Source organism: Nocardioides palaemonis, assembly GCF_018275325.1.
Taxonomy (GTDB): Bacteria; Actinomycetota; Actinomycetes; order Propionibacteriales; family Nocardioidaceae; genus Nocardioides; species Nocardioides palaemonis.
In genome coordinates this window covers 636,030-661,826 of sequence record NZ_JAGVQR010000003.1, presented here as the reverse complement: position 1 = coordinate 661,826, position 25,797 = coordinate 636,030, and the positions used below count along the sequence as shown (strand labels likewise).

The 25,797-nt window shown below is 72.2% G+C and carries 23 protein-coding genes; 8 read left to right on the top strand and 15 right to left on the bottom strand.

The genetic code is table 11. The features are described from left to right. The 3 genes from KDN32_RS15565 to KDN32_RS15555 are packed head-to-tail and all read left to right on the top strand — an operon-like array spanning position 1 to position 2,730. Positions 1-504, top strand: a complete 504-nt coding sequence (locus KDN32_RS15565; protein WP_211733136.1) for a hypothetical protein — start codon at positions 1-3, stop codon at positions 502-504. Continuing rightward, a complete protein-coding gene (locus KDN32_RS15560; RefSeq protein ID WP_211733135.1) occupies positions 504-1,505 on the top strand; it encodes a hypothetical protein in 1,002 nt (333 codons plus the stop codon). Before KDN32_RS15565 ends, KDN32_RS15560 begins: the two co-directional genes overlap by 1 nt. A 34-nt stretch (positions 1,506-1,539) precedes the next feature. Beyond that, entirely contained in the window at positions 1,540-2,730 is a 1,191-nt protein-coding gene (locus KDN32_RS15555) for an amidohydrolase (protein ID WP_211733134.1), read from the top strand. Here the strand turns inward: KDN32_RS15555 and KDN32_RS15550 are convergent. From KDN32_RS15550 to KDN32_RS15530, 5 genes are all read right to left on the bottom strand, one after another. Continuing rightward, positions 2,716-3,852, bottom strand: a complete 1,137-nt coding sequence (locus KDN32_RS15550) for a sensor histidine kinase (RefSeq protein WP_211733133.1) — start codon at positions 3,850-3,852, stop codon at positions 2,716-2,718. The two genes, KDN32_RS15555 and KDN32_RS15550, sit on opposite strands and share 15 nt — an antisense overlap. A gap of 65 nt (positions 3,853-3,917) precedes the next feature. Beyond that, positions 3,918-5,222: an ABC transporter permease gene (locus KDN32_RS15545; protein WP_307854143.1), complete on the bottom strand. Its 1,305-nt coding sequence runs from the start codon at positions 5,220-5,222 to the stop codon at positions 3,918-3,920. Next, positions 5,219-6,490 (bottom strand): ABC transporter permease, encoded by a 1,272-nt coding sequence (locus KDN32_RS15540; protein ID WP_307854142.1) that lies wholly within the window; start codon positions 6,488-6,490, stop codon positions 5,219-5,221. Before KDN32_RS15540 ends, KDN32_RS15545 begins: the two co-directional genes overlap by 4 nt. Beyond that, positions 6,487-8,010: an ABC transporter ATP-binding protein gene (locus KDN32_RS15535; RefSeq protein WP_211733132.1), complete on the bottom strand. Its 1,524-nt coding sequence runs from the start codon at positions 8,008-8,010 to the stop codon at positions 6,487-6,489. Before KDN32_RS15535 ends, KDN32_RS15540 begins: the two co-directional genes overlap by 4 nt. A gap of 241 nt (positions 8,011-8,251) precedes the next feature. Beyond that, complete coding sequence (locus KDN32_RS15530; RefSeq protein ID WP_307854141.1) at positions 8,252-9,364, bottom strand: BMP family lipoprotein; 1,113 nt, start codon at positions 9,362-9,364, stop codon at positions 8,252-8,254. A 185-nt stretch (positions 9,365-9,549) separates the two neighbouring features. On the opposite strand from KDN32_RS15530, the gene KDN32_RS15525 reads away from it, so the two are divergent. Both KDN32_RS15525 and KDN32_RS15520 read left to right on the top strand, forming a co-directional pair. After that, complete coding sequence (locus tag KDN32_RS15525) at positions 9,550-10,002, top strand: cytidine deaminase (protein ID WP_307854140.1); 453 nt, start codon at positions 9,550-9,552, stop codon at positions 10,000-10,002. Next, entirely contained in the window at positions 10,003-11,286 is a 1,284-nt protein-coding gene (locus tag KDN32_RS15520) for a thymidine phosphorylase (RefSeq protein ID WP_211733130.1), read from the top strand. Positions 11,287-11,497: 211 nt separating this feature from the next. On the opposite strand, the gene KDN32_RS15515 is transcribed toward KDN32_RS15520, so the two are convergent. Beyond that, positions 11,498-11,950 (bottom strand): MaoC family dehydratase, encoded by a 453-nt coding sequence (locus tag KDN32_RS15515; RefSeq protein WP_211733129.1) that lies wholly within the window; start codon positions 11,948-11,950, stop codon positions 11,498-11,500. 50 nt (positions 11,951-12,000) lie between these two features. Between KDN32_RS15515 and KDN32_RS15510 the strand changes: the two genes are divergently transcribed. Continuing rightward, positions 12,001-13,077, top strand: a complete 1,077-nt coding sequence (locus KDN32_RS15510) for an adenosine deaminase (protein ID WP_211733128.1) — start codon at positions 12,001-12,003, stop codon at positions 13,075-13,077. On the opposite strand, the gene KDN32_RS15505 is transcribed toward KDN32_RS15510, so the two are convergent. Beyond that, positions 13,064-13,684 (bottom strand): nucleoside/nucleotide kinase family protein, encoded by a 621-nt coding sequence (locus KDN32_RS15505; protein WP_211733127.1) that lies wholly within the window; start codon positions 13,682-13,684, stop codon positions 13,064-13,066. The genes KDN32_RS15510 and KDN32_RS15505 overlap by 14 nt on opposite strands. A gap of 95 nt (positions 13,685-13,779) precedes the next feature. On the opposite strand from KDN32_RS15505, the gene KDN32_RS15500 reads away from it, so the two are divergent. Next, on the top strand, positions 13,780-15,456 hold the full coding sequence (locus KDN32_RS15500; RefSeq protein WP_211733126.1) for a substrate-binding domain-containing protein: 1,677 nt from the start codon (positions 13,780-13,782) through the stop codon (positions 15,454-15,456). A 319-nt stretch (positions 15,457-15,775) separates the two neighbouring features. Here KDN32_RS15500 and KDN32_RS15495 read toward each other — a convergent pair whose 3' ends face one another. The 3 genes from KDN32_RS15495 to deoC are packed head-to-tail and all read right to left on the bottom strand — an operon-like array spanning position 15,776 to position 19,058. Beyond that, positions 15,776-16,636 (bottom strand): aldehyde dehydrogenase family protein, encoded by an 861-nt coding sequence (locus KDN32_RS15495; RefSeq protein WP_211733125.1) that lies wholly within the window; start codon positions 16,634-16,636, stop codon positions 15,776-15,778. Then, entirely contained in the window at positions 16,633-18,075 is a 1,443-nt protein-coding gene (locus KDN32_RS15490; RefSeq protein WP_211733124.1) for an aldehyde dehydrogenase family protein, read from the bottom strand. The genes KDN32_RS15495 and KDN32_RS15490 overlap by 4 nt, the downstream gene beginning before the upstream one ends. Positions 18,076-18,080: 5 nt before the next feature. Further along, a complete protein-coding gene (gene deoC, locus KDN32_RS15485; RefSeq protein ID WP_211733123.1) occupies positions 18,081-19,058 on the bottom strand; it encodes a deoxyribose-phosphate aldolase in 978 nt (325 codons plus the stop codon). A gap of 78 nt (positions 19,059-19,136) precedes the next feature. Between deoC and KDN32_RS15480 the strand changes: the two genes are divergently transcribed. Beyond that, positions 19,137-19,760, top strand: coding sequence for a hypothetical protein (locus KDN32_RS15480; RefSeq protein WP_211733122.1), 624 nt, complete (start codon positions 19,137-19,139; stop codon positions 19,758-19,760). 4 nt (positions 19,761-19,764) lie between these two features. Here the strand turns inward: KDN32_RS15480 and yidC are convergent, their stop codons facing one another. The 5 genes from yidC to KDN32_RS15455 form a co-directional block, all read right to left on the bottom strand. Continuing rightward, positions 19,765-20,568 (bottom strand): membrane protein insertase YidC, encoded by an 804-nt coding sequence (yidC, locus tag KDN32_RS15475; RefSeq protein ID WP_211733121.1) that lies wholly within the window; start codon positions 20,566-20,568, stop codon positions 19,765-19,767. A 55-nt stretch (positions 20,569-20,623) separates the two neighbouring features. Then, the gene (locus KDN32_RS15470) at positions 20,624-20,911 is read right to left on the bottom strand and encodes a hypothetical protein (RefSeq protein ID WP_211733120.1); all 288 of its coding nucleotides are present in this window, start codon (positions 20,909-20,911) and stop codon (positions 20,624-20,626) included. 29 nt (positions 20,912-20,940) lie between these two features. After that, positions 20,941-22,893, bottom strand: a complete 1,953-nt coding sequence (locus KDN32_RS15465; protein WP_211733119.1) for a CASTOR/POLLUX-related putative ion channel — start codon at positions 22,891-22,893, stop codon at positions 20,941-20,943. Positions 22,894-22,958: 65 nt separating this feature from the next. Beyond that, positions 22,959-24,113, bottom strand: coding sequence for a right-handed parallel beta-helix repeat-containing protein (locus KDN32_RS15460; RefSeq protein ID WP_211733118.1), 1,155 nt, complete (start codon positions 24,111-24,113; stop codon positions 22,959-22,961). Position 24,114: 1 nt separating this feature from the next. Further along, positions 24,115-25,767 (bottom strand): phospho-sugar mutase, encoded by a 1,653-nt coding sequence (locus KDN32_RS15455; RefSeq protein WP_211733117.1) that lies wholly within the window; start codon positions 25,765-25,767, stop codon positions 24,115-24,117. Positions 25,768-25,797 lie beyond the last annotated feature (30 nt).

Here is a 25,797-nt window from a genome sequence, read left to right as displayed (position 1 = left end):
ATGCCTGTCCTCAGTGAAGAGCTCCAGCGGCACCCGGTCGACGTCTCGACCCCCAACGGCCAGCTGTTCGCCCACCTGCGCTGGCCCGACCAGATCGAGATCACCATCGACCCCGGCTTCGCCGAGCGACGTGGTGACCAGGAGACCGCCGAGCAGCTCGGCCGGCTCGCGCGGCTGCTGTTCGCGGCCCGCGCCGCGACCTACGAGGGCGTCAAGAACCAGGTCCTCGAGCCCAACGGCCCGCGCATCGAGCGTCCGCGCGACATCGCCTACCGCGAGGCCTACGAGCAGCTCGCCGTCGAGGCGTCGAGCAACGACGGCAGCGTCAGCGTGACCTGCGTCGGGCTGCAGTTCTGGACGGTGACGGTGGCCTCCGGGTCCGCCGACCGGATCGGCAGCTCCGGCATCGCGCAGGCCGCGACCGAGGCCGCCAACAAGGTGGTCGCCGAGCTGCGCCAGGCCGTGCGCGACCTGCGGCACGAGACCTACAAGAGCCACGACTGATGACGACGGCCCGCCGCACCGCCTCGCTGACGCTCGCGTGCGCCGTCGTCCTGGTCGCCACGGCCTGCGGTGACGGCACCGGCGACCCCGGTGGCGGCGGGTCGTCAGAGGCGATGCCCGCTGTCGGCAGCGCCGACATCACCGGGACCGACACCTACGTCCAGCTGCCGCACGGCCGTGTCGAGGTCACCGTCTCCGACCCCGCGACGCTCGACCCGGACCTCGTCGAGGACGGGGCGGCCGACGGACTCGCCGACGACCAGCAGGTCGTGGGCGTCGACTGGGAGTTCGTGCCGTCGGAGGGCGTGCCGAGCGACGTGACCGGCTTCGTGATCGCCGACGACGTGCCGGCGGAGGTCACCCTCACGGTCGGGGACGACGAGCGGGTCCTGGGCGACGCCTACACCGTCGCCGGCAGCGAGACGACCACGACGTCCGTCTTCGTGCCGGTCGACGACGGCACCGACCTCGACGACGTCACGGTCGCGGTCGACTTCGACGGCGCCGACCTCGCCGTCGACGTCGGCACCGGGGAACGGACGCCGGCCGACGAGCTCTACGCCGACGTCGTCGACCCGGACGAGCTCGCGTGCGACCCGTCGCTCGAGCCGCGGACCGTCACGGGCCAGCTGGCCTGCACCGTCGTCACGCGCCCGCTGGCCTGGGTCACCGGCCTGGGGTGGGCAGGCGACGGTGAGGCGTGGTGGATCGTCGACTCCTACACGGGGGCGCGGGACCTGCGCGACGCCGCGGGCGGCCGGTACGTCGTCACGGCCATGGAGGACCGGAGCACCGTCGACGGGGCCGCTCCCGACGCGACCCTGCTCGAGGACTTCGTCGCCGCCGAGTCCGCGCTCCGCACCCAGCAGGTGTTCGCAGGTGAGGTGGGCACGCCACCGCTCGTGTCGGTCGCTCGCACGCTCACGTGGCGCGAGGAGGAGGCCGGTTCGCTGGGCGATGGCGACGAGCTCCGCCTGGTCGCCGATACCGGGTCCGGCTGAGAGTCGAGCGCGGGCGCACTACTCTGGGTAGGTCATGACCGACCTCCCCGCCACCTCCGTCATCGCCGAGACCGTCGACAAGTACGCCGACGACCTGCTCGCGATGCGCCGCGACCTGCACGCCCACCCCGAGCTCAGCTGGACCGAGTCGCGCACTTCCGACGTCGTCGAGGCCGCCCTCGAGGGCGGCGGCTGGACCGTCACCCGGCCGGAGGGCGGAGGAGTGCTCGCCGAGATCGGCAGCGGGGGTGCGCTGGTGGCGCTGCGCGCCGACCTCGACGCGCTGCCGGTCGACGACCTGACCTCCGACCCGTGGAAGAGCACCGTGCCGGGCGTGGCCCACGCGTGCGGCCACGACGTCCACACCACCGGCCTGGTCGGGGCCGGGCTCGCGCTGGCCGAGGTCGCCGCCCGCGGGCTGCTGCCCGGGCGGGTGCGGCTGGTCTTCCAGCCCGCCGAGGAGGTCATGCCCGGTGGCGCGCTGCACCTGATCAGCAGCGGTGCCCTCGAGGGCGTCGACCACATCTTCGGCCTGCACTGCGACCCCAGCCTCGACGTCGGTCGCGTCGGGCTGCGCGAGGGACCGCTCACCGGCGCCGCCGACGCCCTGACCGTCAAGCTCACCGGCAAGGGCGGGCACACCTCCCGCCCGCACCTGACCGAGGACCTCACCTTCGCGCTCGGCAAGGTGATCACCGAGCTCCCGGCCATCCTCAGCCGCCGCCTCGACCCGCGCGCGGGCGTCAGCGTGGTGTGGGGCGCGGTGCGCGCCGGCCAGGCCCACAACGTCATCCCGCACACCGGCGTCGTCGCCGGCACGGTGCGGATGCTCGACGCGGTGGCGTGGGCCGACGCGGAGCACCTCATCCGCCAGCTGATCACCACGATCATCGCGCCCTACGGCGTGGCCGCCGAGGTCACCTACCAGCGCGGCGTGCCGCCGGTGGTCAACCACCCGGTCTCGACCGCCGTGCTCGGCACCGCCGTCGAGGCGGTGCTCGGGCGCCACGGCCACGTGTCGACCGCCCAGAGCCTGGGCGGGGAGGACTTCGGCTGGTACCTCGACTCGATCCCCGGCGCGATGGCGCGCCTGGGCACCCGGACGCCCGGTGGCCCGACGTACGACCTCCACCAGGGCAACCTGCGCGTCGACGAGGCCGCCACCGGCATCGCGGCTCGCGTCCTCGCCGAGGCTGCGGTCACCGCCCTGTCAGCTGCCGGCTGAACACCTCCCCAGCGGCACCCCGAAGGTGAAGGTGCTGCCCTCGCCCACGGCGGAGCTCACCTGCAGGCACCCGTCCATCAGGTCGGCCAGGGCTCGGCAGATCGCCAGGCCGAGCCCGATCCCCGCGCCGGGCCGCGCGTCGCGTGCCGTCGAGCGCGCGAAGGGCTCGAACAGCGTGCGCAGGTGCTCCTCGTCGATCCCGCACCCGGTGTCGGAGACGATGAACTCCACCCAGACGTCGGCCGCGTGCGCGTCGCCCGGGTCGAGGGCGTGCGGGCGGGTCCGGACCCGGAGGTCGACCCGGCCGGCGCGGGTGAAGGTGAGGGCGTTGCGCACCAGGTTGGCCACGACCTGGCGCAGCCGGCGCGCGTCGCCCGAGGCCGTGGCGGGCACGGCGTCGTCGACGGTCAACGACAGCTCGAGCCCGCGCTCGTCGGCGAGCGGGACCGCCCACGAGGCGACCGCGTCGACGACCGAGCGGGGGGCGAACGGACGTACGTCGAGCACCGTCTGGTGGGTCTCGAGGCCCGAGAACTCGAGCAGCTCGTCCACCAGGTGCATCAGTTGGTGCCCGGCGCGCTGCACCATGTCGACGTAGTGCCCCGAGCTCGCGGGGGAGTCGGCGTGGACCAGCAGGTCGGTGGCGCCCACGAGGGCGGCGAGCGGGGTGCGCAGCTCGTGGCTCACGCTCGCCAGGAACAGCGTCTTGGCGGCGTTGGCCTCCTCGAGCTCGCGCACCACCTGCTTCTCGCGGGTGACGTCCTCGGTCACGCCGTGCACGCCGACCACCTCGCCGTCGACGGCCACCGGGATCCCGGTGCAGCGGATGTCCACGACCTTCCCGTCGACGCGCACCACCCGGGCCTCGACGACGATCGGCTCGCCGGAGAGCACGTGCGCGAACGCGCCGAGCATCAGCTCGTGGTCGCCGGGGTGGATGGTCTGGAGGAAGTGCGTGCGGCGCATCTCGTCCAGGCTCATCCCGGTCATGGCCCGGGCGTGCGCGTTGGCCTCGGTGTAGCGGCCCTCCCGGTCGACCGAGAACACGGCGTGCGGGTGGTGCGCCACCATCGAGGCGTAGAGCTCCCCGTCCGCCGAAGTCGGGTGCCGTTGGGCCGTCATGCGTTCCTCCGTCGTGTGTCGCCGAGCCGACCGGCCCAGTCAACCACGACGGAGGAACGATGCTGCTACTGCGACTTGTAGGGCACCCCGTCGGCTGCGGGCGGCCGCGAGCGGCCCACCAGGCCGGCCACCGCGAAGATGGTGACGAGGTAGGGGAGCATCAGCATGAACTGGCTCGGGATGTCGGAGCCGATCGCCGACAGCACGCCCTGCAGGTTGGACGCGAAGCCGAACAGCAGCGCCGCGAGGGTGGCCCGGATCGGGTCCCACTTGCCGAAGATCACGGCGGCGAGCGCGATGTAGCCGGCGCCGCCGGTCATCTCACGGTTGAAGCCGGCGACCGAGACGAGGCTGAAGTACGCGCCGCCCAGGCCCGCGATCGCGCCAGCGAGCAGGATCGTGCGGTAGCGGGTGCGGTTGACCTTGATGCCGACGGTGTCGGCGGCCTTCGGGTGCTCGCCGACCGCCCGGACGCGCAGGCCCCAGCGGGTGCGGTAGAGCGCGAAGGCGACCAGGGCGACCACGACGTAGAGCACGTAGACCAGTGCCGTCTGGCGGAACAGGATCGGGCCGATGAGCGGGATGTCGCCCAGCACGGGCAGCGGCACCGCGCGGAACCGCTCGGGGGAGTTGAGCGAGTCGGCGTTGGGCGTCAGCACCTGGCGGAACAGGAAGTTCGTGATGCCGACGACCAGCACGTTGAGCACCACGCCGACGATGACCTGGTCGACGAAGTAGGTGATCGCGAAGAGGCCGAGGACCAGCGCGATCAGGGCCCCGGCGACCATCGCTGCCACCAGGCCGGCCCACAGCGAGCCGGTGAGGGAGGCGGTGACCGCCGCCGCGAAGGCGCCGAAGAGCAGCTGTCCGTCGATGGCGATGTTGACCACGCCGGCGCGCTCACCGAGCACGCCGCCGAGCGCGCCGAAGACGAGCGGGATGGCCAGCGAGATGGCGCCGCCGAGCAGGCTCACGACCAGGATCCGGCTGCCGGCGGCCTCGTAGGCGAGGAAACCGACCATCCAGGCGATCGCGAAGGAGATCGGCAGCCACAGGGGCTGGCGGGCGTGGGCCAGCATCCGGCGCACCGCCTCGGCGGTGAGCGCCAGGCAGGCCACGATCATCACCCAGGCGGTCACCACGGCCGGCACGACGATGTTGGGCAGCTCGACGAAGTCGCTGTCGGTCGCCAGCCGGAACGTCGTGTCGCCCGAGCGGGAGGTCAGCAGGACCCGGAGCGCGAGGAGCACGGTGATCGCGCCCAGCACGATCGGCAGCTTGCGGGTGCCGGTGGCGCGGGTGGGCGTGACGGCGGGGTCGGGGGCGAGGCCGCCGCTCTCGGGCGTCGGCTGCTCGGTCACGGTGCTCACTTGGCCTCCTGGGCGGGGAGCCGGAAGATGGCGCGCACCAGGGGCGGCGCGGCGAGGAAGAGGACGATCAGCGACTGGACGACCAGGACCAGGTCGACCGAGATGTTCTCGGAGGCCTGCATCGTGAAGCCGCCCGCTTTGAACGCGCCGAACAGGATGCCCGCGGCGAGGATGCCGAGGGGGCGCGAGCGACCGAGGAGCGCCACGGTGATGGCGTCGAAGCCGATGCCCGCGTCGATGTCGGTCGAGACACCGCTGGTGACGGTGCCGAGCACCTGGTTGACGCCCGCGAGCCCGAGGAGCCCACCGGCGATCAGCATCACCACGACGTAGGTGCGCCCGACGTTGATGCCCGACGCGCGCGCGGCGTTGGGGTTCTCGCCGACGGCGCGGATGCGGTAGCCGAGGGTCGAGCGGGTCAGCAGCCACCACACGACGAGCACGGCGACGAGTGCGAGCACGAAGCCGAGGTGCAGGTTGAACCGGTCGCCCAGCACCTTGGGCAGGATCGCGGTCTCCTTCATCGGCGGAGACTTCGGGTTGACCGACCCCGGGGTGGCGAGCAGCCAGTCCTTGGTCAGCGCCCAGAAGAGCAGGTAGTAGCCGACGTAGTTGAGCATGATCGTGACGATCACCTCGTGCGCGCCGGTGCGGGCCTTCAGCAGACCGGCCAGACCGCCCCACAGGCCACCGACCACCATGCCGGCGAGGATCGCGAGCGGCAGGTGGATGATCATCGGCAGGTCGACCTGGAAGCCGACCCACGCGGCGGCGCCGCCACCGAGCAGCATCTGGCCGCGGCCACCGATGTTGAAGAGCGAGGCGCGGAAGGCGATGCCGACACCGAGGCCACCGAGGATCAGCGGGCCGGCGAACTTCAGCGTCTCCGTGAGGGGACGCCACTGCTGGGCCGGGTCGTCGACGAGGTTGTTGAACACCGCGCCGCGGAACATCGCGCTGTAGGCGCCGGAGACGGCGTCCCAGACGGCGCTGAAGAAGTCGCTCGGACGGGCGGTGACGTAGCCGATCGTCTCGCGGACCGTCGGGTCGGTGCTGGCGATCATCACCGACCCGACGAGGAAGGCGAGGAAGACCGCGAGGACGCCCGAGAGGGCGTCGCCGGCGGCGATCTCGCGCAGCACGCTGCCCGAGCGCTCGCGCGGGGCGGCGCTGGCGTCCTCGGCCGCGTCGACCTGCTCGACCTGCTCGACCTGCTCGGTCTTGTCGGTCTGGTCGGGCTCGGGCTGGGGCTTGTCGGTGTCGGTCACGCGACCACGTCCTTCAGGTCCTTCGGGCGTTCGCCGGTCATCATCAGGCCGAGGGTCTCGCGGGGGGTGTCGGCCGGGACGATGCCCACGACCTGCCCGCGGTAGAGCACCATGATGCGGTCGGCCAGGGCGACCACCTCGTCGAGCTCGGTGGAGACCACCAGCACCGGGATGCCGCTGTCGCGGGTCGCGACGACCTGCTTGTGGATGAACTCGATCGAGCCGACGTCGACGCCGCGGGTCGGCTGGGCCGCGACCAGCAGGCGCAGGTCGCGGGATAGCTCGCGGGCGACGACGACCTTCTGCTGGTTGCCGCCGGAGAGGTTGGCGGCCAGCGAGTCGATGTCGCGCGCGCGGACGTCGTACTCCTTGAGCTTCTTCTCCGCGAACTCGCGCAGCGCGGCGATGCGCAGGGCGCCGTTGCGGACGAAGGGAGACTTGAAGCTCCGGTTGAGCATGAGGTTCTCGGCGATGGTGAAGTTCGGCACCAGACCGTCGACCTGGCGGTCCTCGGGGATGAACCCGACGCCGGCGTCGAGGATCTTGCGCGTGCTGCGCCCGACGAGCTCGTGCCCGTCGAGGGTGATCGAGCCGGAGACGTCGTCCTGGAGGCCGAGCAGCGCCTCGGTCAGCTCGGTCTGGCCGTTGCCCTGGACGCCCGCGACCGCGAGCACCTCGCCGGCGCGGATGGTGAAGCTGAGGCCGTCGACCTGGACGTGGCCGGCGGGGTCGACGACGCGGAGGTCCTTGACCACCAGCGCGTCGGCGCCGAGCTTCGGCTCGTCCTTGTGGACCACCAGCTCGACCGGCCGGCCGACCATCATCGAGGCGAGCTCGGCGTTGCTGGCCTTGGGGTCGGCCTCGCCGACCACCTTGCCGTGGCGGATGACGGTGATCCGGTCGGCGACCTCGCGGACCTCGCGCAGCTTGTGGGTGATGAAGACGATCGCCTTCCCGGCCTCCCGGAGCTGGCGCATGATGTCCATCAGCTCGTCGGTCTCCTGGGGCGTCAGCACGGCCGTGGGCTCGTCGAAGACGAGCAGCTCGGCGTCGCGCGACAGCGCCTTGATGATCTCGACGCGCTGCTGCACGCCGACCGGGAGGTCCTCGACGAGGGCGTCGGGGGAGACGTGGAAGCCGAAGCGCTCGGAGATCTCGGTGACGCGGGCGCGGGCGGCGTCGATGTCGAGGGTGCCGGCGAAGCCGGTCGACTCGTTGCCCAGCATCACGTTCTCGGCCACGGTGAAGACCGGGATGAGCATGAAGTGCTGGTGGACCATGCCGATGCCGGCGGCCATCGCGTCACCGGGGCCGGTGAAGTGCTGCACCTCGCCGTCGAGCTCGATCTCGCCCTCGTCGGCCTTGTAGAGGCCGTAGAGCACGTTCATCAGCGTCGACTTGCCGGCGCCGTTCTCGCCGAGCAGGCAGTGGATCTCGCCCGGCTCGACGGTGAGGGAGATCGAGTCGTTGGCCACCACGCTGCCGAAGCGTTTGGTGATGCCTCGCAGGACGAGTCTCATGGCATCGCATCCTAGGGGTCGGAACGTCCCGGACATGATCGCCGGGGTCTGGTACGGGGGAGGGGCCACGGGGCTGCCGAGGGCCCACGAGCGCGCGGAGAAGGGTAACCGCCGCGCACCCTGCGGCTCGTGCCACAGATGTGCCAAAGGTGGACGCCGTTCTCTGGCAGGTCCGTGACATGCACGAGGGAGGCCGACGAGCGCGTCGGCCTCCCCCGTGGTGGAGCAGGTGTGCGGGTGATCAGCCCAGGTAGGAGTTCACCTTGATCGAGCCGTCGATGATGCCGGCCTTGATGTCGTCGAGCTCGCCCTGCAGGTCGGGGCTGACCTTGTCCTCGAAGTTGTGGAACGGGGCGATGCCCACGCCGTCGTTCTCGAGGGTGCCGATGTAGGGCGTGAAGTCGACGTTGTCGTTGCCGGCGTCCATGATCGCCTCGTAGGTCGAGACCTTCATGTTCTTCAGCACCGAGGTGAAGATGACGTCCTGCGTGCTCGGGTCGGTCTCGAACACGTCGGCGTCGGCGCCGAGCATGACGACGTCCTTGCCGGTGTCCTCGATCGCGGTGACGGCGCCCTGGTAGATCGGGCCGCCGACCGGCAGGATCACGTCGGCGTCCTGGTCGATGAGCTGCTTGGCCGTGCTGGTCGCGGCCTCGTTGGCCTCGAAGCCACCGGTGAAGGAACCGTTCTTGCCGTCCCAGCCGACGACCTCGATGTCCTTGCCCTTCTCCTTGGCGTAGTACTCCGCACCCTGCTTGAAGCCGTCCATGAAGATGGTGACGGTCGGGAACGGCATGCCGCCGTAGGTGCCCACGACGCCGGTCTTGCTGTAGTCGGCGGCCGCGTAGCCGGCGAGGAACGCCGCCTGGGCGGTGTCGTAGAGCAGGGGCTTGATGTTCTCGACGTCGGCCTTGCCGTCGAACGTGGCGCCGTCGTCGCCGCCGTCGGCGGAGTCGTCGATCAGGACGTACTCGATGTCGGGGTTGGCCTTGGCCGACTCCTTGGTGGCCGCGGCGAGCGCGAAGCCGACCGTGACGATGGTGTCGCAGCCCTGGCCCACGAGGCTCTCGAGGTTGGGCGCGTAGTCGTTCTCGCTGTTGGACTCGACGCCCTTGAACTCGACACCGAGCTCGTCGGCGGCCTGCTTGACGCCCTCGTAGCTGAGCTGGTTGAACGACTTGTCGTCGAAGCCACCGGCGTCGGACACGATGCAGGGCAGGAAGTCGCTCGCCTGGGAGTCGCTGCCGCTGCCGGTGCCGCCGTCCTCCTCGGGAGCGTCACCGCACGCGGCCAGGCTCGCGGCTGCCATCAGCGCCACGAGGCCGCTCGAGAGGACCTTCCTCGACTTCTTCACAAATGCCTCCAGGTTCGTGCACCCCGGGGTGGGGTCAGCGTTCGGGCGTCATGATGCCGGTCGGGGAGGTGTGCGTCACGTGATCGAGGACTTCCGAAATCGGTTTGAGACCTAAAAGCCACCGGACATCTTTCGGCGGAACCTGCCGATGACCGTCGCTTCCTCGTATGCGCCAGACTGTGCGCGTGGATCAGGTGGACTGGGACGGGCTGCGGGCAGCGGCGACCGACGTGATGCGCCGCGCCTACGCGCCGTACTCGCAGTACCTCGTGGGGGCTGCGGCCCGCGTCGACGACGGCCGCACCGTCGTGGGATGCAACGTGGAGAACGCGGCGTACGGTGTCGTGCTGTGCGCGGAGTGCGGGCTGGTGTCCCAGCTCCACGCCACCGGGGGCGGCCGGCTCACCCACTTCGTGTGCGTGAACCGCGACGGCGAGGTGATCATGCCGTGCGGCCGGTGCCGCCAGCTGCTGTTCGAGCACGGCGGCCGGGACCTCCTGGTCTGGACCGTGTCGGGCATCAGGCCCATGTCCGAGGTGCTGCCCGACGCCTTCGGACCCGACGACCTCGCCCACACCACGGGCACGACGACCGACGCGACAGACGCGACAGACGCGACAGAAGAAGGAAGCAGCTAAGTGGCCGCACACGACGCCGTCGAGGTGATCCTCGCCAAGCGTGACAAGCAGGAGCTCTCCGACAGCCAGATCGACTGGGTGATCGACGCCTACACCCGCGGCGAGGTCGCCGACGAGCAGATGTCGTCGCTCGCGATGGCGATCCTGCTCAACGGCATGAACCGGACCGAGATCGCCCGCTGGACCGCGGCCATGATCGCGTCCGGCGAGCGGATGGACTTCTCCTCCCTCTCGCGCCCGACGGCGGACAAGCACTCCACCGGCGGCGTCGGCGACAAGATCACGCTCCCGCTCGCCCCGCTCGTCGCGGCGTGCGGCGTGGCGGTCCCGCAGCTGTCGGGTCGCGGCCTCGGCCACACCGGCGGCACCCTCGACAAGCTCGAGTCGATCCCCGGCTGGCGCGCCGGCCTCAGCAACGAGGAGATGTTCTCGATCCTCGAGGACGTCGGCGCGGTGATCTGCGCGGCCGGCGACGGCCTGGCCCCCGCGGACAAGAAGCTCTACGCCCTGCGCGACGTCACCGGCACGGTCGAGGCGATCCCGCTGATCGCGAGCTCGATCATGAGCAAGAAGATCGCGGAGGGCACCGGGGCGCTGGTGCTGGACGTCAAGGTCGGCAGCGGCGCGTTCATGAAGGAGCTCGAATCCGCCCGCGAGCTGGCCGAGACGATGGTCGCGCTCGGCACCGACGCCGGGGTGCACACCGTCGCGCTGCTCACCGACATGGCCACCCCGCTGGGCCGCACGGCCGGCAACGCGGTCGAGGTCGCCGAGTCGGTCGAGGTGCTCGCCGGCGGCGGTCCGTCCGACGTCGTCGACCTGACCCTCGCCCTCGCCCGCGAGATGCTCGCTGGAGCCGGACGCGGCGACGTCGACCCGGCCGACAAGCTGGCCGACGGCTCGGCGATGGACGCGTGGAAGGCGATGATCCGGGCGCAGGGCGGCGACCCCGACGCTCCGCTGCCGCAGGCGAAGGAGACCCACGTGGTGCACGCACCGGCCTCCGGCACCCTCACCCGTCTCGACGCGATGGCGGTCGGGATGGCCGCCTGGCGCCTCGGCGCCGGTCGCGCCCGCAAGGAGGACCCCGTGCAGGCGGGCGCTGGCGTGGTCTGGCACGCCCGCCCGGGCGACACGGTCACCCAGGGCGACCCGCTGTTCACCCTCCACACCGACGAGCCGGACCGCTTCGGCCGCGCGCTGGCCTCGCTCGAGGGCGGCTACGACATCGAGGACGGCGCGTCCTTCACGCCCGGCCCGATCGTCCTCGACCGGATCGGCTGACACCCCGCCGCGCTCGCCTCGACCTCCGGGCGGTGTCCCACCCACGTTCTGCGATGCGGAAGTGTGGGTGGCTCACCGCTCGCGGGTGGGGCGTGGGACGGCGCGCCGGGTGTCGGTGTCCCACCCACGTTCTGCGGCGCGGAAATGTGGGTGGCTCACCGCTCGCGGGCGGGGAAGACGGCGGGGCGCCGCTCGCGGTGGGCGTATGCGCTCAGGCCAGCAGCAGCACCACGTGCTGGGCCACGCAGGCCGGCTTGTCCTGACCCTCGATCTCCACGGTGTGCTCGACGACGAGCTGCTTGCCCGCCGGCAGGTCGCGGACCTCGCCGAAGCGCACGTGCGAGCGCAGCCGGCTGTCGACGGGGACGGGGGCGGGGAACCGCACCTTCTCCATCCCGTAGTTCAGCCGCGCCCCCGGCGTCTCGAGCCGGAACACCTGCGAGGCGAAGTGGGGCAGCAGGCTGAGGGTGAGGAAGCCGTGCGCGATCGTGGTGCCGAACGGCCCCGCGGCGGCGGCCCCGGCGTCGACGTGGATCCACTGGTGGTCCAGGGTCGCGTCGGCGAACGCGTCGATGCGGGACTGGTCGACCGTGAGCCACTCGCTGGTGCCGATCTCCGACCCGGAGGCGGCGGCGACGTCGTCGAGCGTGGTGAAGGTGCGCATGGGCACGAACATAGTGCGCGCCCGGCGACGGGCACTGGTTGGATGTGCGGATGAGCACTCCCACGCGCGACCAGGTGCTGGCCGCCCCCAAGGTCCTCCTGCACGACCACCTCGACGGCGGCCTGCGTCCGCAGACCATCGTCGAGCTCGCCGCCGAGATCGGCCACGAGCTGCCCGCGCCGGACGCCGAGTCGCTGGGCCGCTGGTTCACCGAGTCCGCCGACTCGGGCTCCCTGGTGCGCTACCTCGAGACCTTCGACCACACGGTCGCGGTGATGCAGCACGGTCCCGCGATCGCGCGGGTGGCGCGTGAGTGCGTCGAGGACCTCGCCGCCGACGGCGTGGTCTACGCCGAGGTGCGCTACGCCCCCGAGCAGCACGTCTCGGCCGGGATGACCCTCGACGAGGTCGTCGCCGCCGTCCAGGAGGGCTTCGACGCGGGCATGGCGGCGGCCGGCGGCCGGATCGTCGTGCGCCAGCTGCTCACCGCGATGCGCCACCAGGCCCGCTCGATGGAGATCGCCGAGCTGGCGATCGCCTGGCGCGACCGCGGCGTCGCCGGCTTCGACATCGCCGGGGCGGAGGCGGGCTTCCCGCCCACCCGCCACCTCGACGCCTTCGAGTACCTCCAGCGCGAGAACGCCCACTTCACCATCCACGCCGGCGAGGCCTTCGGTCTGCCGTCGATCTGGGAGGCGATCCAGTGGTGCGGCGCCGACCGGCTCGGCCACGGCGTACGGATCATCGACGACATCACCGTCGGCGACGACGGCTCGGTCGAGCTCGGACGGCTGGCCGCGTACGTGCGCGACAAGCGGATCCCGCTGGAGATGTGCCCCAGCTCCAACATCCAGACCGGCGCGGCCGAGTCGTTCGACCAGCACCCGATCGGCCTGCTCACCGACCTGCGGTTCCGGGTCACCGTCAACACCGACAACCGGCTGATGAGCGGCACGTCGATGACGCGGGAGATGTTCGGCCTGGTCGAGGCGTTCGACTACACGCTCGACGACCTGCGCTGGTTCACCATCAACGCGATGAAGTCGGCGTTCCTGCCCTTCGACGAGCGGCTCGCGATCATCGAGGACGTCATCAAGCCCGGCTACGCCGCGCTCAGCGCCGGGTAGTCCGCCCGGCGCCGGCGCCGGCGGTCAGCTCGGCGTAGGCCTGGTCGCCGGTGGCGCGGCGGCAGCCGGCCCGCAGCGCGTGCCCGACGACGCGCTGCTGGTCGCGCATCAGTGCGAGCCCCCGGCGTACGAGCACGAGCGGAGGCTTCCGGTGCTCGCGCAGGTCACGGGTGAGACGGCGCCAGAAGGTCACCAGCGGGTGCTGGGTGATGCAGTAGGCCGCCGCCAGCATGCCCTCCTCGCGGCACGCCGCCACGACGTCGGGGGCGAAGATCCCCTCCGCGACGAACCGGGTCGCCCCGGCCAGGTCGACGGTGCGCGACCCGCAGCGGCCGTTCTGCGCGATCTCGTAGACGGGGACCTCGCTGCGCCCGGTGGTGCAGAGCTCGCGCAGCGACGCCAGTGCGTCCTCGCGGTGCCACGACGCCGGGTCGTCCCAGTCGACGAGCCCGGCGTTGGCGCCGTGCTCGATGCGGGGGAGCGTCGGGTCGTCGCCGTCCTTGTAGAAGTCGTCGAGCCGGAGGACCGGCAGGCCCAGCCGCTCGGCGAGCCGGGACTTCCCGGCGCCGCTCGGCCCGGCCAGGACGATCACCTGGGCTGTGCTCATCGTCTCGTCACTCATTTCCTCGTTCGGCCACGGGGGCGGTGGCCGAGGACTAGTCTCGCCCAGACCCCGGATCGATGTTCTTGTGGGAGGACCTCATGAGTCTGGACGACTCGACGCCTGCGCCCGAAGGCGCGGACACCCCCGGCGGTCGGCACCGGCCTGCCGGTCCCGGCGGCCGTACGCTGCTGCTGGGCGGTCTCGCCCTGCTGCTGGTCGTCGGCGCCGCCGGATTCTTCGCCCTGAGCGGCGACAAGGACGCCGAGGCCTCCGCCTGCGTGTCGGAGAAGGTCACCCTGACGACCGCTCCCGTGATGGAGGACCTGGTCAAGCAGGCAGTGAAGTCGGTCAACGCCGACGAGCCGTGCATCGACGTCGTGGTCTCCGCCGGCACCGTGAAGGACGTCGTCGCGCTGCTGGCCGACCCCAACGCCGAGCTCCCCGAGATCTGGATCCCGGACAGCCCGACCTGGAAGGGCCAGCTGACCTCCGCCGGCTGGACCGGCACCCCGGTCGCCGAGGTGCTCGCCCAGACGCCGGTCGGCCTGGTCGGCGGTCCCGCCGCCAAGGCGCCGGCCTCCTGGGCCGCCGTGCTCGACGGCGGGGCGCTCGACATGTCCGACCCGAGCGCCCAGGGCGCGTCCGCGCTCGCCCTCCTCGCGCCCTACGCCGAGATGAAGGCCACCGGCGAGACGGCCCAGACGATCGAGGAGAAGACGGTCCCGGTCGCCCAGACGTTCGGCGAGCGTGCCGTCGAGGGTGCCTCCACCGAGGCCGACCTCTCCACCATCACCGCCTCCAGCACCCAGCTCGTCCCGGCGACCGAGCAGGCCTACCTCGCGGCGCGCCGCAGCAACGACCAGCTCACCCTCGTCGCGCCCCGGACCGGCGTGCCGATGCTGCAGTACCCGCTCGTCGACGTGAACCGCGGCAACCTCGACGTGATGTCCTCCGGGGGCGACCTGTCGGCCCGCGTGGCCCGTGCCATCGGCCGCTGGTTCACCTCCGGCGCCGGCGTCGACGCGATCGCCGCCGCCGAGCTGCGCGGCCCCGACGGCGCGACGCTGCCCAACGGCATCGGCCTCGGCGACTCGCGCGTGCTGCCCAAGGTGGCGCAGCAGACCACCGACGACACCCTGCGCCAGTGGCGCGTGCTCTCGGTGCCGTCCAGCATCCTCGCCGTGGTCGACCTGTCCGGGTCGATGAAGACCGCGATCGGCGACACGACCCGCATCCAGCTCGCCGTCCAGGCCTCGCAGGTGGCGCTCGACGCGTTCCCGGCCCAGGCCCGGATCGGCATCTGGGGCTTCTCCAAGAACCGTGGCGAGAACGGGGTCTCCTACCAGGAGTACGCCACGCTCGACCGGCTCGACGCCTCCGCGGGCGCCGACGGCACCCACGGCGACGTGGTGCGCAAGGAGGCCGACGCGCTCGTCGGCCGCGTGCGCGGCGCGACCGGCCTGATGGACACCACCCTCGCGGCCTACAAGTACGCGCAGGAGAAGTGGGATCCGGCGTGGTTCAACTCCGTGGTGATCTTCACCGACGGCGCCAGCGACGACTCCAGCTCGTTGTCGCTCGAGTCGCTGGTCAACCAGCTCAAGTCGGTCCGCGACCCGGCCAAGCCGGTGAAGGTGATCATCATCGGCATCTCGCAGGACTCCGACACCGGTGAGCTCGACCAGATCGCCGCGGCGACCGGCGGCCAGAACTACCTGGTGAACAACCCCAACGAGATCCTCGGGGTGCTCGCCCAGGCGCTGCTCAACCGCTGACCCAGCCCGCTCGAAGGCCCCCGGAGACCGCTCCGGGGGCCTTCGGCGTGCTCGGGGCCTGCATGAAATAGGCAGTTCGGCGGTCCTCGGTCGGGGTCCACGCTCGGTGGGCGCCCGGTTCCGTCGAACTGCCTATTTTCGTCGGCTCCGGGACGTGGGACGCGCCGGATGCCGACACCATGAAGGCAGTCCGTCGGTGCGGCGTCCTCCACGCTCAGCGCGGGCCGGACGGCTGCGAGCTGCCTGCATGGTGCGACGCCACACGCCGAAGGCCCCCGGAGATCGCTCCGGGGGCCAACAGGTCAGGTGGTGCTGGGTCTCAGACGCCGATCGGGTGCCAGACCGTCTTGGTCTCCTGGAACCGCGTCATCCGGTCGAGGCCGGGCTCGGCGAGCCAGTCGGTGTCGGGCTCGGGGCGGCGCACGCGCTTGAGGTTGTCGGCCGCGGCCACCTCGAGCTCGGTGGCCAGCGCCTCGTCCTCGACCCCGGTGAGGTCGATGCCGTTGACGTCCATGTGCGAGGCCAGCCACGGGGCGATCTCGGCCTGCGAGCCGGTGAGGACGTTGACGACGCCGCCGGGGAGGTCGCTGGTGGCCATCACCTCGCCGAGCGTGATCGCGGTGAGCGGGTTCTGCTCGCTGGCGATCACGACGACGGTGTTGCCGGTGACGATGAGCGGGGCGACGACGCTGACCAGGCCGAGGAGCGCGCCGCGAGGCGCGACCACGGCGACGACGCCGCTGGGCTCGGGCGTGGACAGGTTGAAGTACGGCCCGGCGACCGGGTTGGCGTTGCCGACGACCTGGGTCAGCTTGTCGGCCCAGCCGGCGTACCAGACGAGGCGGTCGATCGCGGCGTCGACGTAGGTGCGGGCCTTCGCGGCGGTGATGCCCTCGGAGGCGCGCAGCTCGGCCTCGAACTGCTCGCGGCGGCCCTCCATGACCTCGGCGATGCGGTAGACGACCTGGGCGCGGTTGTAGGCCGTCTTGCCGGACCAGCCGCCGAAGGCGGCGCGGGCGGCGACGACCGCGTCGCGGGCGTCCTTGCGGGAGGCCTGGGCGGCGTTGGCCATCAGGCGGCCCTTGGCGTCGTTCACGATGTAGGACCGTCCGGACTCGGAGCGGGGGAACTGCCCGCCGATGTAGAGCTTGTACGTCTTGCGCACGTCGATGCGGCTCACGCGTCCGCTCCCTTCAGGTAGGCCTCGAGACCGTGGCGGCCACCCTCGCGGCCGTAGCCGGACTCCTTGTAGCCGCCGAACGGCGAGGTCGGGTCGAACTTGTTGAACGTGTTGGCCCACACCACGCCGGCGCGCAGCTTGTTGGCCATCGACAGGATCCGCGAGCCCTTGTCGGTCCACACGCCGGCCGAGAGGCCGAACGGGGTGTTGTTGGCCTTCTCGACCGCCTCGGAGGGGGTGCGGAAGGTCAGCACCGACAGGACCGGGCCGAAGATCTCCTCGCGGGCGATCCGGTGGGCCTGCGAGACGCCGGTGAAGACGGTCGGGGCGAACCAGTAGCCGTTGGCGGGCAGGTCGCACGGGGCGGACCAGCGCTCGGCGCCCTCGGCCTCGCCGATCTCCGACAGCTCGCGGATCTTGGCGAGCTGCTCGGCGGAGTTGATCGCGCCGACGTCGGTGTTCTTGTCGAGCGGGTCGCCCACGCGCAGCGTGGACATCCGGCGCTTGAGGCGGGCCATCACCTCGTCGGCGACGGACTCCTGCACGAGCAGGCGCGAGCCGGCGCAGCAGACGTGGCCCTGGTTGAAGAAGATGCCGTTGACGATGCCCTCGACGGCCTGGTCGATCGGGGCGTCGTCGAAGACGATGTTGGCGGCCTTGCCGCCGAGCTCGAGGGTCACCTTCTTGTCGGTGCCGGCCACGGCGCGGGCGATGGCCTTGCCGACCTCGGTGGAGCCGGTGAAGGCGACCTTGTCGACGTCGGGGTGGGCCACGATCGCGCGACCGGTGTCACCGGCGCCGGTGACGATGTTGACGACGCCCGGGGGGAGGTCGGCCTGCTGGCAGATCTCGGCGAAGAGCAGCGCGGTCAGCGGGGTGGTCTCGGCCGGCTTGAGCACGACGGTGTTGCCGCACGCCAGCGCCGGGGCGATCTTCCACGCGAGCATGAGCAGCGGGAAGTTCCACGGGATGACTTGGCCGGCCACGCCGAGCGGGGTGGAGCCGTAGCCGGAGTACTCCAGCTTGTCGGCCCAGCCGGCGTAGTAGAAGAAGTGGGCGGCGACGACCGGGATGTCGACGTCGCGCGACTCCTTGATCGGCTTGCCGTTGTCGATCGACTCCAGGACGGCGAGCTCGCGGCCGCGCTCCTGGATGATCCGGGCGATCCGGTAGAGGTACTTGGCGCGCTCGGCGCCCGACATCCGCGACCAGACGCGGGTGTACGCGCGACGCGCGGCCTTGACGGCCTCGTCGACGTCGGCGTCGGTGGCCTCGGCGACCTCGGCCAGGACCTCCTCGGTGGCGGGGTTGACGGTCTTGAACGACGTGCCGTGGCCGTCGACGAACTCGCCGTTGATGAACAGGCCGTAGGACGGCTTGATGTCGACGACCGCCCGCGACTCGGGGGCGGGGGCGTACTCGAAGATGTGGGTGCTCATCGGCCTCAGTCCAGCGTGAAGTAGTCGGGACCGGAGTAGCGACCGGTCGTCATCTTGGTGCGCTGCATCAGCAGGTCGTTGAGCAGCGTGGAGGCGCCGAAGCGGAACCAGTCGGGGTCCAGCCAGTCGGGACCGGCGATCTCGTTGACCATCACGAGGTACTTGATGGCGTCCTTGGTGGACTTGATGCCACCGGCCGGCTTCACGCCGACCATCTGCCCGGTCTGCTCGCGGAAGTCGCGGACCGCCTCGAGCATGATCAGCGTGACCGGGAGGGTCGCCGCGGGCTGCACCTTGCCGGTGGAGGTCTTGATGAAGTGGCCGCCGGCCATCATCGCCAGCCAGCTCGCGCGGCGGACGTTGTCGTAGGTCTGGAGCTCGCCGGTCTCGAAGATCACCTTGAGGTGGGCGTCCCCACACGCCTCCTTGACCTGGGCGATCTCCTCGAAGACCTCGAGGTAGCGGCCGGACAGGAACGCGCCACGGTCGATGACCATGTCGATCTCGTCGGCGCCGGCCTCGACCGCGTCGCGGGTGTCGGCGAGCTTGATGTCCATCGCCGCGCGGCCGCTGGGGAACGCGGTGGCGACGGCCGCGACGTGGACGCCGCTGTCGCCGAGCGTCTGCCTGGCGGTCGCGACCATGTCGGGGTAGACGCAGACCGCGGCGGTGGCCGGGCAGGTCGGGTCGGCCGGGTCGGGACGCATCGCCTTGGACGCGAGCGCGCGGACCTTGCCGTGCGTGTCCTGGCCCTCGAGCGTGGTCAGGTCGACCATGCGGATGGCCAGGTCGATGGCGTAGGCCTTCGCCGTGGTCTTGATGGAGCGGGTGGCCAGACCGGCGGCGCGGGCCTCGCACCCGACCTGGTCGACCCCCGGGAGGCCGTGGAGGAAGCGGCGGAGCGAGGAGTCGGACCGCACGATGTCGTCGAAGGCACCGTGGGCCGAGGGGGCGCTCGCCGTTGAGCTGGGAGTGGGTGTCACCGACCCAGCATAGAGTTGGCCGGGAACGGCCCGACAATCCGCGGAGGGCCAAGGTCTGCCCAAATCGGAGGCTCTCGCATGGCACGCCTGCAGCACGACCAGGACCCGGTCGTGGAACGGTTCCACGCCACCAGCGGCCGGGTGACCGGCTGGATGGCGCTGGTCCTGGCCGCGGTCGTCGTGGTGGCCGGGCTGGCCTACGTCGACGACGGCTTCCCGGCGTGGGTGATCGGCCTCGCGCTGCTGATGGGGGTGCTCGCGTGGGCCGCGATGCTCCGTCCGGCGCTCTGGGCGACCGACGAGCACCTCGTGATGCGCAACCTCGCCGAGACCGTCCACATCCGCCTCGCCGCGGTCGAGGAGATGGCCGTGCGCCAGGTCCTCGCGGTCCGCGCCGACGACCGACGCTGGGTCTCGACCGTCGTCGGTCGCTCGTGGCGCAAGGCCCTGACCTCGCGCCACCGCCCGGGCGGCCTCGCCGACGACGCGGCGCTCGCGCCGACCGAGGGCATGCACTACGCCGACTTCGTGGAGAACCGCCTGCACGACCTGGTCGACAAGGCCCGCACGCGCGAGGGCGTGCGCCGGGGGTCGCCGGAGCAGCTCGCGCTGCCCGACGCCGTGCGCCGCGAGCCGGCGCGGCTCCCGATCGCGCTGATCGGCGTCGCGCTGGTGGTGCTCGTGGTCACATTCGTCGTCTGAGCCCTCACCCCGCCCGGAGCGCGGCGCGGCGCGCGGCCTCCGACCCGGGGGTGGCGAACCAGCGGGCGATCACGGCCGACTGGCCCAGCGTCCAGGTCGAGCTCATCACCCAGTAGGCCAGCAGCGCGACCGGCACCACGCCGGCCGACAGCAGGATCCCGAGCGCCGAGAGCGTGGGCATCAGCCGCTGTGCGGTGGCCATCGCCTCCGGCATCCCGTCGGTGACGGTGTTGGGCAGCACGAAGAAGTGCTGGGTGACGAAGGACAGGGCGGCTGCGGTGGCCGCCAGGGTGACGACGACCGCCAGGTGGGCGGCGCCGGAGCCGAGGTAGCCGTGGGTGGCGAGCGAGACGCCGAGCACCGACGCGGTGCCCAGCGACGACACCAGCGAGGGCGTCATCGCGCCGACCGCGGAGCCGGACGCCACGTCGGACAGCAGGTGGTAGAGGCCGATCCAGACGGGCAGCTGGACGAGCAGCGGCAGGCAGCCGAGCCGGCTCACGCCGTGCTCGGCCGACAGCGCGCGCCGCTCCTCGATCATCGCGCGGACGCTGTCCGCGTCGGTCCTGCCGCGGTAGCGCTCGGCGAGCTCGCGGAGGTGGGGCCGGGCGCGGGCACCGGCGTGGGCCTGGCGTACGCCGTGGACGACGAACGGCAGCATCGCGGCGCGGACGAGGACGACGACCGCGCCGACGCAGGCCAGCCAGGTCGCGGCGGACGCGGGGTCCGCGCCGAGGGAGGTGAGGGCGTCGTGGGCGGTCGCAAGGACCGCGGCGAGGGCGTGCTTGAACGGTTCGAGCAGGGACATGCGGGCTCCTGGAGGGAGAGGGACGGGGTCTGCGGACGTCGCCGGGGGCGACGGGTCAGACCAGTCCGGGAGCGCGCGGTCGCAGCGGGTGGTGCACCACGTCGGTGGTGCGACCGGCCAGCACGAGCGGCACCGCGGCGGCGCGGCGTTGCGGGAGGAGCGCACGGACGCCGGCGGGCGGCACGGCGTGCAGGGCCGCGCGACCCATCGGCGCGGCGGCCACGAGGACCGCGAGCAGCACGAGCGCCTGGGCGGCGAGCTCGGGCATCGCGGGGGTGAGGGACGCGCCGACCGCGACCGACAGCACCAGCGCCGTCGCCAGGTCGAGCCAGGTCCTCACCACGTCGCGATCCTAGCCGGTGCCCGCCACGGTCAGTCGTGGGCGAGGACGACGACGCGGTCGCCCGCCCCGGTGGTCAGCGTCGTGGACTTGGCGGGGTTGACCCGGACGCCGAACTCGGCGCCGGCCTCCGACAGCGAGTCGGACTTCCAGCCGATCGCGACCTCGCCGCGGCGCGCGGCGCCCTCGACGACGGTGGCCCACGAGACCTCGACGCCGGGACGGACGTACCACTCGGCCGGACGCAGGTAGATCTCCGCGCCGTCGGCGCCGAGGAGCTCGGCGAAGACCGCCTCGAGGCGGGCGTCCTCCGAGAGCTGGGTGACGATCAGGCTGACGAACTCGCCGCTGACCACGACGTCGTCGATGTCGGCGACCTGGGCGAGCACCCGGTTGCGGTCGTCCATCATCTCGCTCACGACCGCGGTCTCGCCGTCGAGCCGGGCCAGGATGTCGCGCACGTGCAGGAGCGTGACGAGCGTCCGCGCGTCGGCTGCCTGTGCCGGGAGGTCGTCGGAGTAGCAGAGCACGATGACCTGGTCGAGGCCGGCGACGACGTGCTGGTCGAGGGTGGCGCGGTCGGTGGTGGCGCCGTGCACCACCTCGACCGCGAGGTGCTCCAGCGCCGGGATGGTGGGCTCGCCGTGGGAGGTCAGCACGGTGATCGTCGAGCCCGGGTCGGCGTACCGGTCGAGCTCGCGGAGCATCAGCGGTGCCCGCTCGTTCCAGCCGATCATCACCGCGCGCCCGGGGTGGCGCTCCACCTCCGTGGTCGCCCCGAGGTGGGCCTCGACGGGCTGGGCCAGGGCGGTGCCCGAGGCGTCGAGCACGGAGTCGTCCTCGGCGACGAGGACGAGGGTGTGCCCGGCGAGCACCGTGTCGGGGGGCGGGCACAGGCGGCTGCCCCCGGGGTCGACGAGGCCGATGAGGGAGGCGCTCTCGAAGCGGTGCTGGGCCTGCGCGAAGGTCAGACCGTCGAGGCCGTGGTCGGCGAGGAAGTAGATCTCGTCGCCGTCGTAGTCGAAGAGCTCGACGTAGACCGCGGACGCCCCCGACTGGCGCGAGGTCTGCACGACCAGCTTGGCCACCGTCTCGCGGATGTCGAGCAGGGTGGTGCGGGCGGCGCCGACCAGCCGTGCCGCCTCGAGGTTGGTGGGGTTGCGGATCTCGGCGACGATGCGCGGTCCGTCGCTGCCCTCGTGGGTGAGCGCGAGCAGCGTCTTGATCACCTCGGCGTCGGGGTCCTCCGAGCCCGACGGCGCGAGCAGGATGACCGACCGGGCCGAGCGGTGGCCGGAGACCGCGAGGTCGTCGACGTCCATCGGCGAGCCGCTGCGGCACACGATCCGGGTGCCCCTGGTGTCGGGGACCTTGGCACGGATCTCCTCCTCCATCTCGACCTTGTCGCGGTCAGCGAGCACCACGACGACCGGGCGCCTGCGGCTCTCGTTGGCGATGGAGAGCTCGCGGAGGATCGTGAAGATCGACTCCGACCAGCCGAGGATGACGGTGTGGTCGCGCTCGAGGACCAGGGAGCGGCCGCGCTGGAGCTCGGCGATCCGGGCGTCGATGCCGGCGGCGATGACGCCGATCAGGGCGCTCACGATGAACAGGCCGCCGACGGTGAGCACGAGCATGGTGAGGACGTAGCGCCACGGGCTGCCGGCGTCGCCGGCGACGGTGCCCGGGTCGAGGGCGTGCAGGAGGGCGTTGAAGACCTCGTCGCCGAGGCTCCCGCCGGCGTCGCCGCGCAGCCCGAGGCCGATGGTCAGCAGGGCGAAGGCGACGATCAGCACCACGGTGAGGGCGGTGAGCCACGCGATGAGGGCGGGCGTCCCGCGCGACATCGAGTTGTCGAAGAGGTAGCGCGCGCGGTCGCGCCAGCTCGGCGCCGGGACGGCCCGGCGGCTCGTGGTGCTGGAGGCGGCGCGCTCGGCCATGGCTCGGGTGGTGCGCGTGCGGAGCTGCCGACCGGTCTGACCCATGGCCCACATGGTGGGGCAGCGGTGGGTCCCGCGCAGGTCGAATCCGCGAAGTGTGGCCGATCCGTCTAGCGCAGCTCGTGGGCCCCGAGGTCGGGGCGCCCGACCACGGGTCGGCGCGCCGACCGGGCGGGGTGGACGTACTCCAGGCGCGGGCGCCAGCGGCGCGGCAGCCGGACCCCGCGGTCGACGGCGGGGGAGGAGGCGACCAGCCGGAAGTCACCGGCGGCGGCGTCGACGAACGAGCCGGTGCCGACCCGGCGGTTGGCCCGCGCGGACGCGCCCTCGCCGACGGCCAGGTCGCCGGGCCCGACGAGCAGGTTGTTGCGCAGCACCGCCCGGGTACCGGTGGCCAGCGACAGGAACGTGCCGCTGGTGCGGCGGTTGACGAAGGTGTTGTGGACGACGACCAGCCGGTGCGAGGGGTTGGTCAGCCCCTCGGCGCCGTAGGAGACGAGCGTCGCGTTCTCCGAGCGGGGACCCTGCACCACCACGTTGCCGGCGACGAGCGCGCGGCCGCCGTTGGGCAGGTCGATCGAGTAGCTCGCGGTGGCGTCGGCGTCGTCGAACAGGTTGCCGACGAGCGTGGTGCGGGCGGCGCGCGACTTGAGCTCGTGTCCGACGTCGGCGCCCCACAGCCAGCTGCCGGTGACGGTCAGCGAGCGGACCGCCCCGACGTAGAGGTTGTGGGTGTAGCCGTCGCCCCCGCCGTTGCGGAAGAAGCGCGAGCGGCGGATCACGATGTCGCTCTCGGGGTCGGCGCCGGTGAGGATGCCGTCCTGGTTGTGGTGGAACCAGCTGCGGGTGACCGTGAGGTCGGTGCCCTCCTGGCGGATCCCGGCGCCGTTCTGGTCCGGCACGGCCGCGCCGCTCATCTCGATCCGGTCGACGCGGGCGCGGTCGCCGGCGATGACCCAGATCGCCTTGCCCTGGGCGTCGTTGCCGTCGGCGCGCAGGTGGGCGCGTCCGCCGACGCCGCGCAGGGTGAGGTCGTCCTGGGTCCACGTCGCGACGTCGCCGGAGTAGGTGCCGGCGTCGATCAGCACGGTGTCGCCGTCGCCGGCCACCGCCGCCGCGGCGCTCGGGGTGGCGAGGTCACGGCCGGGTCCGACGTACCAGGTGCGAGGGGCGCGCTCGGCCGTGGCGGCCGGAGCGGGCGTCACGGCGAGCGCGCCGAGGGCCAGCGCGAGCGCGAGGGGCTTCGAGGCTCGCTGCGCTCGCACCTCAACCACCGAAGGCCGAGGTCCGCAGGTCGGCCTTGATCGCGTCGAGGCGGCCCGCGGCCGAGATCCGGGCGGCGTCGACGCCACCCTCGGCGCCGGCCTCGACCGGGACGACCACCTCGAGGTAGCACTTCACCTTCGGCTCGGTGCCGCTCGGGCGCACGATGACGCGGGCGCCCTCGGCGAGGGAGTAGCGCAGGCCGTCGGTGGGCGGGAGCAGGTCGGTGCCCTGCGACAGGTCCTCGGCGAGCTCGACCGCGAGGCCGCCGAGCTCCTGCGGCGGGGCGGAGCGCAGGCGGTCCATGGTGGCGGGGATGTCGGCGAGGTCCTCGAAGCGCACCGAGAGCTGGTCGGTGGCGTGCAGGCCGTGCTCGCGCGCGATGTCGTCGAGGAGGTCGACCAGGGTCCGCCCGTCGGCCTTGGCCTGCGCGGCGAGCTCGCACACCAGCAGCAGCGCCGAGACGCCGTCCTTGTCCTTGACGTGCTCGGGGTCGCAGCAGTAGCCGAGGGCCTCCTCGTAGCCGAAGGCGAGGCCCTCGACGCGGCCGATCCACTTGAACCCGGTGAGGGTCTCCTCGTGCGGCTGCCCGGCGGCAGCGGCCATCTTGCCGAGCAGGCTGGAGGACACGATCGAGTTGGCGTAGGTGCCGGTGCGTCCGCGCGCCAGCAGGTGGTGGGCCAGCAGGGCGCCCACCTCGTCGCCGCGCAGCATCCGCCAGCCGTGGGCGTCGGGCACGGCGACGGCGCAGCGGTCGGCGTCGGGGTCGTTGGCCACGACGATGTCGGCCCGCTTCGTCGCGGCGAGCGCGAGGGCGAGGTCCATCGCACCCGGCTCCTCCGGGTTGGGGAAGGAGACGGTGGAGAACTCGGGGTCCGGGTGCTCCTGCTCCTCGACCACGTGGGGCGCGTCGAAGCCGGCGGTCTCGAGCACCTGGGCGACGGTCGTGCCGCCCACGCCGTGGAGCGGGGTGTAGACGACGGACAGGTCGCGCGGGCCGTCCTCGGCCAGCTCCGCGACCGTGTCGAGGTAGCGGTCGACGATCTCCTCGCTGACCAGCGACCCGGCGTCGCCGCGCGGCAGGTCCGCGAGGGCGCCCACGGCGGCGATCCGCTCGGCGATGCCGCTGTCGGCCGGCGGCACGATCTGGCTGCCGTCGCCGAGGTAGACCTTGTAGCCGTTGTCCTGCGGCGGGTTGTGGCTGGCGGTGACCATCACGCCGGCGACGCAGCCGAGCTCGCGGATCGCGAAGGCCAGGAGGGGCGTGGGGAGCGTGCGGGGCATGACGAGCGCCCTGAACCCGGCCCCGGTCATGATCTCGGCGGTGTCGCGGGCGAAGACGTCGGAGTTGTGCCGGGCGTCGAAGCCGATCACGACGGAGCCGCCGGCATGACCGGTGTCGCGGAGGTAGGACGCGAGACCCGCGGCGGCCCGGGTGACCACGACCCGGTTCATCCGGTTGGGTCCGGCGCCGAGGGCACCGCGCAGGCCGGCCGTGCCGAACTCCAGGGTGCCGGCGAACCGATCGGCCAGGTCGGTGTCCTCGCCGCGCTCGGCGGCAGCGAGGAGCGCCTCGAGCTCGGCGCGGGTCTGGTCGTCGGGGTCCTCGGCGGCCCACGCGCGGGCCTGGTCGATCAGCTCGGTCGGTGCGGTCATGAGCGCACGCTATCGGCAGGCGGTGTCGGT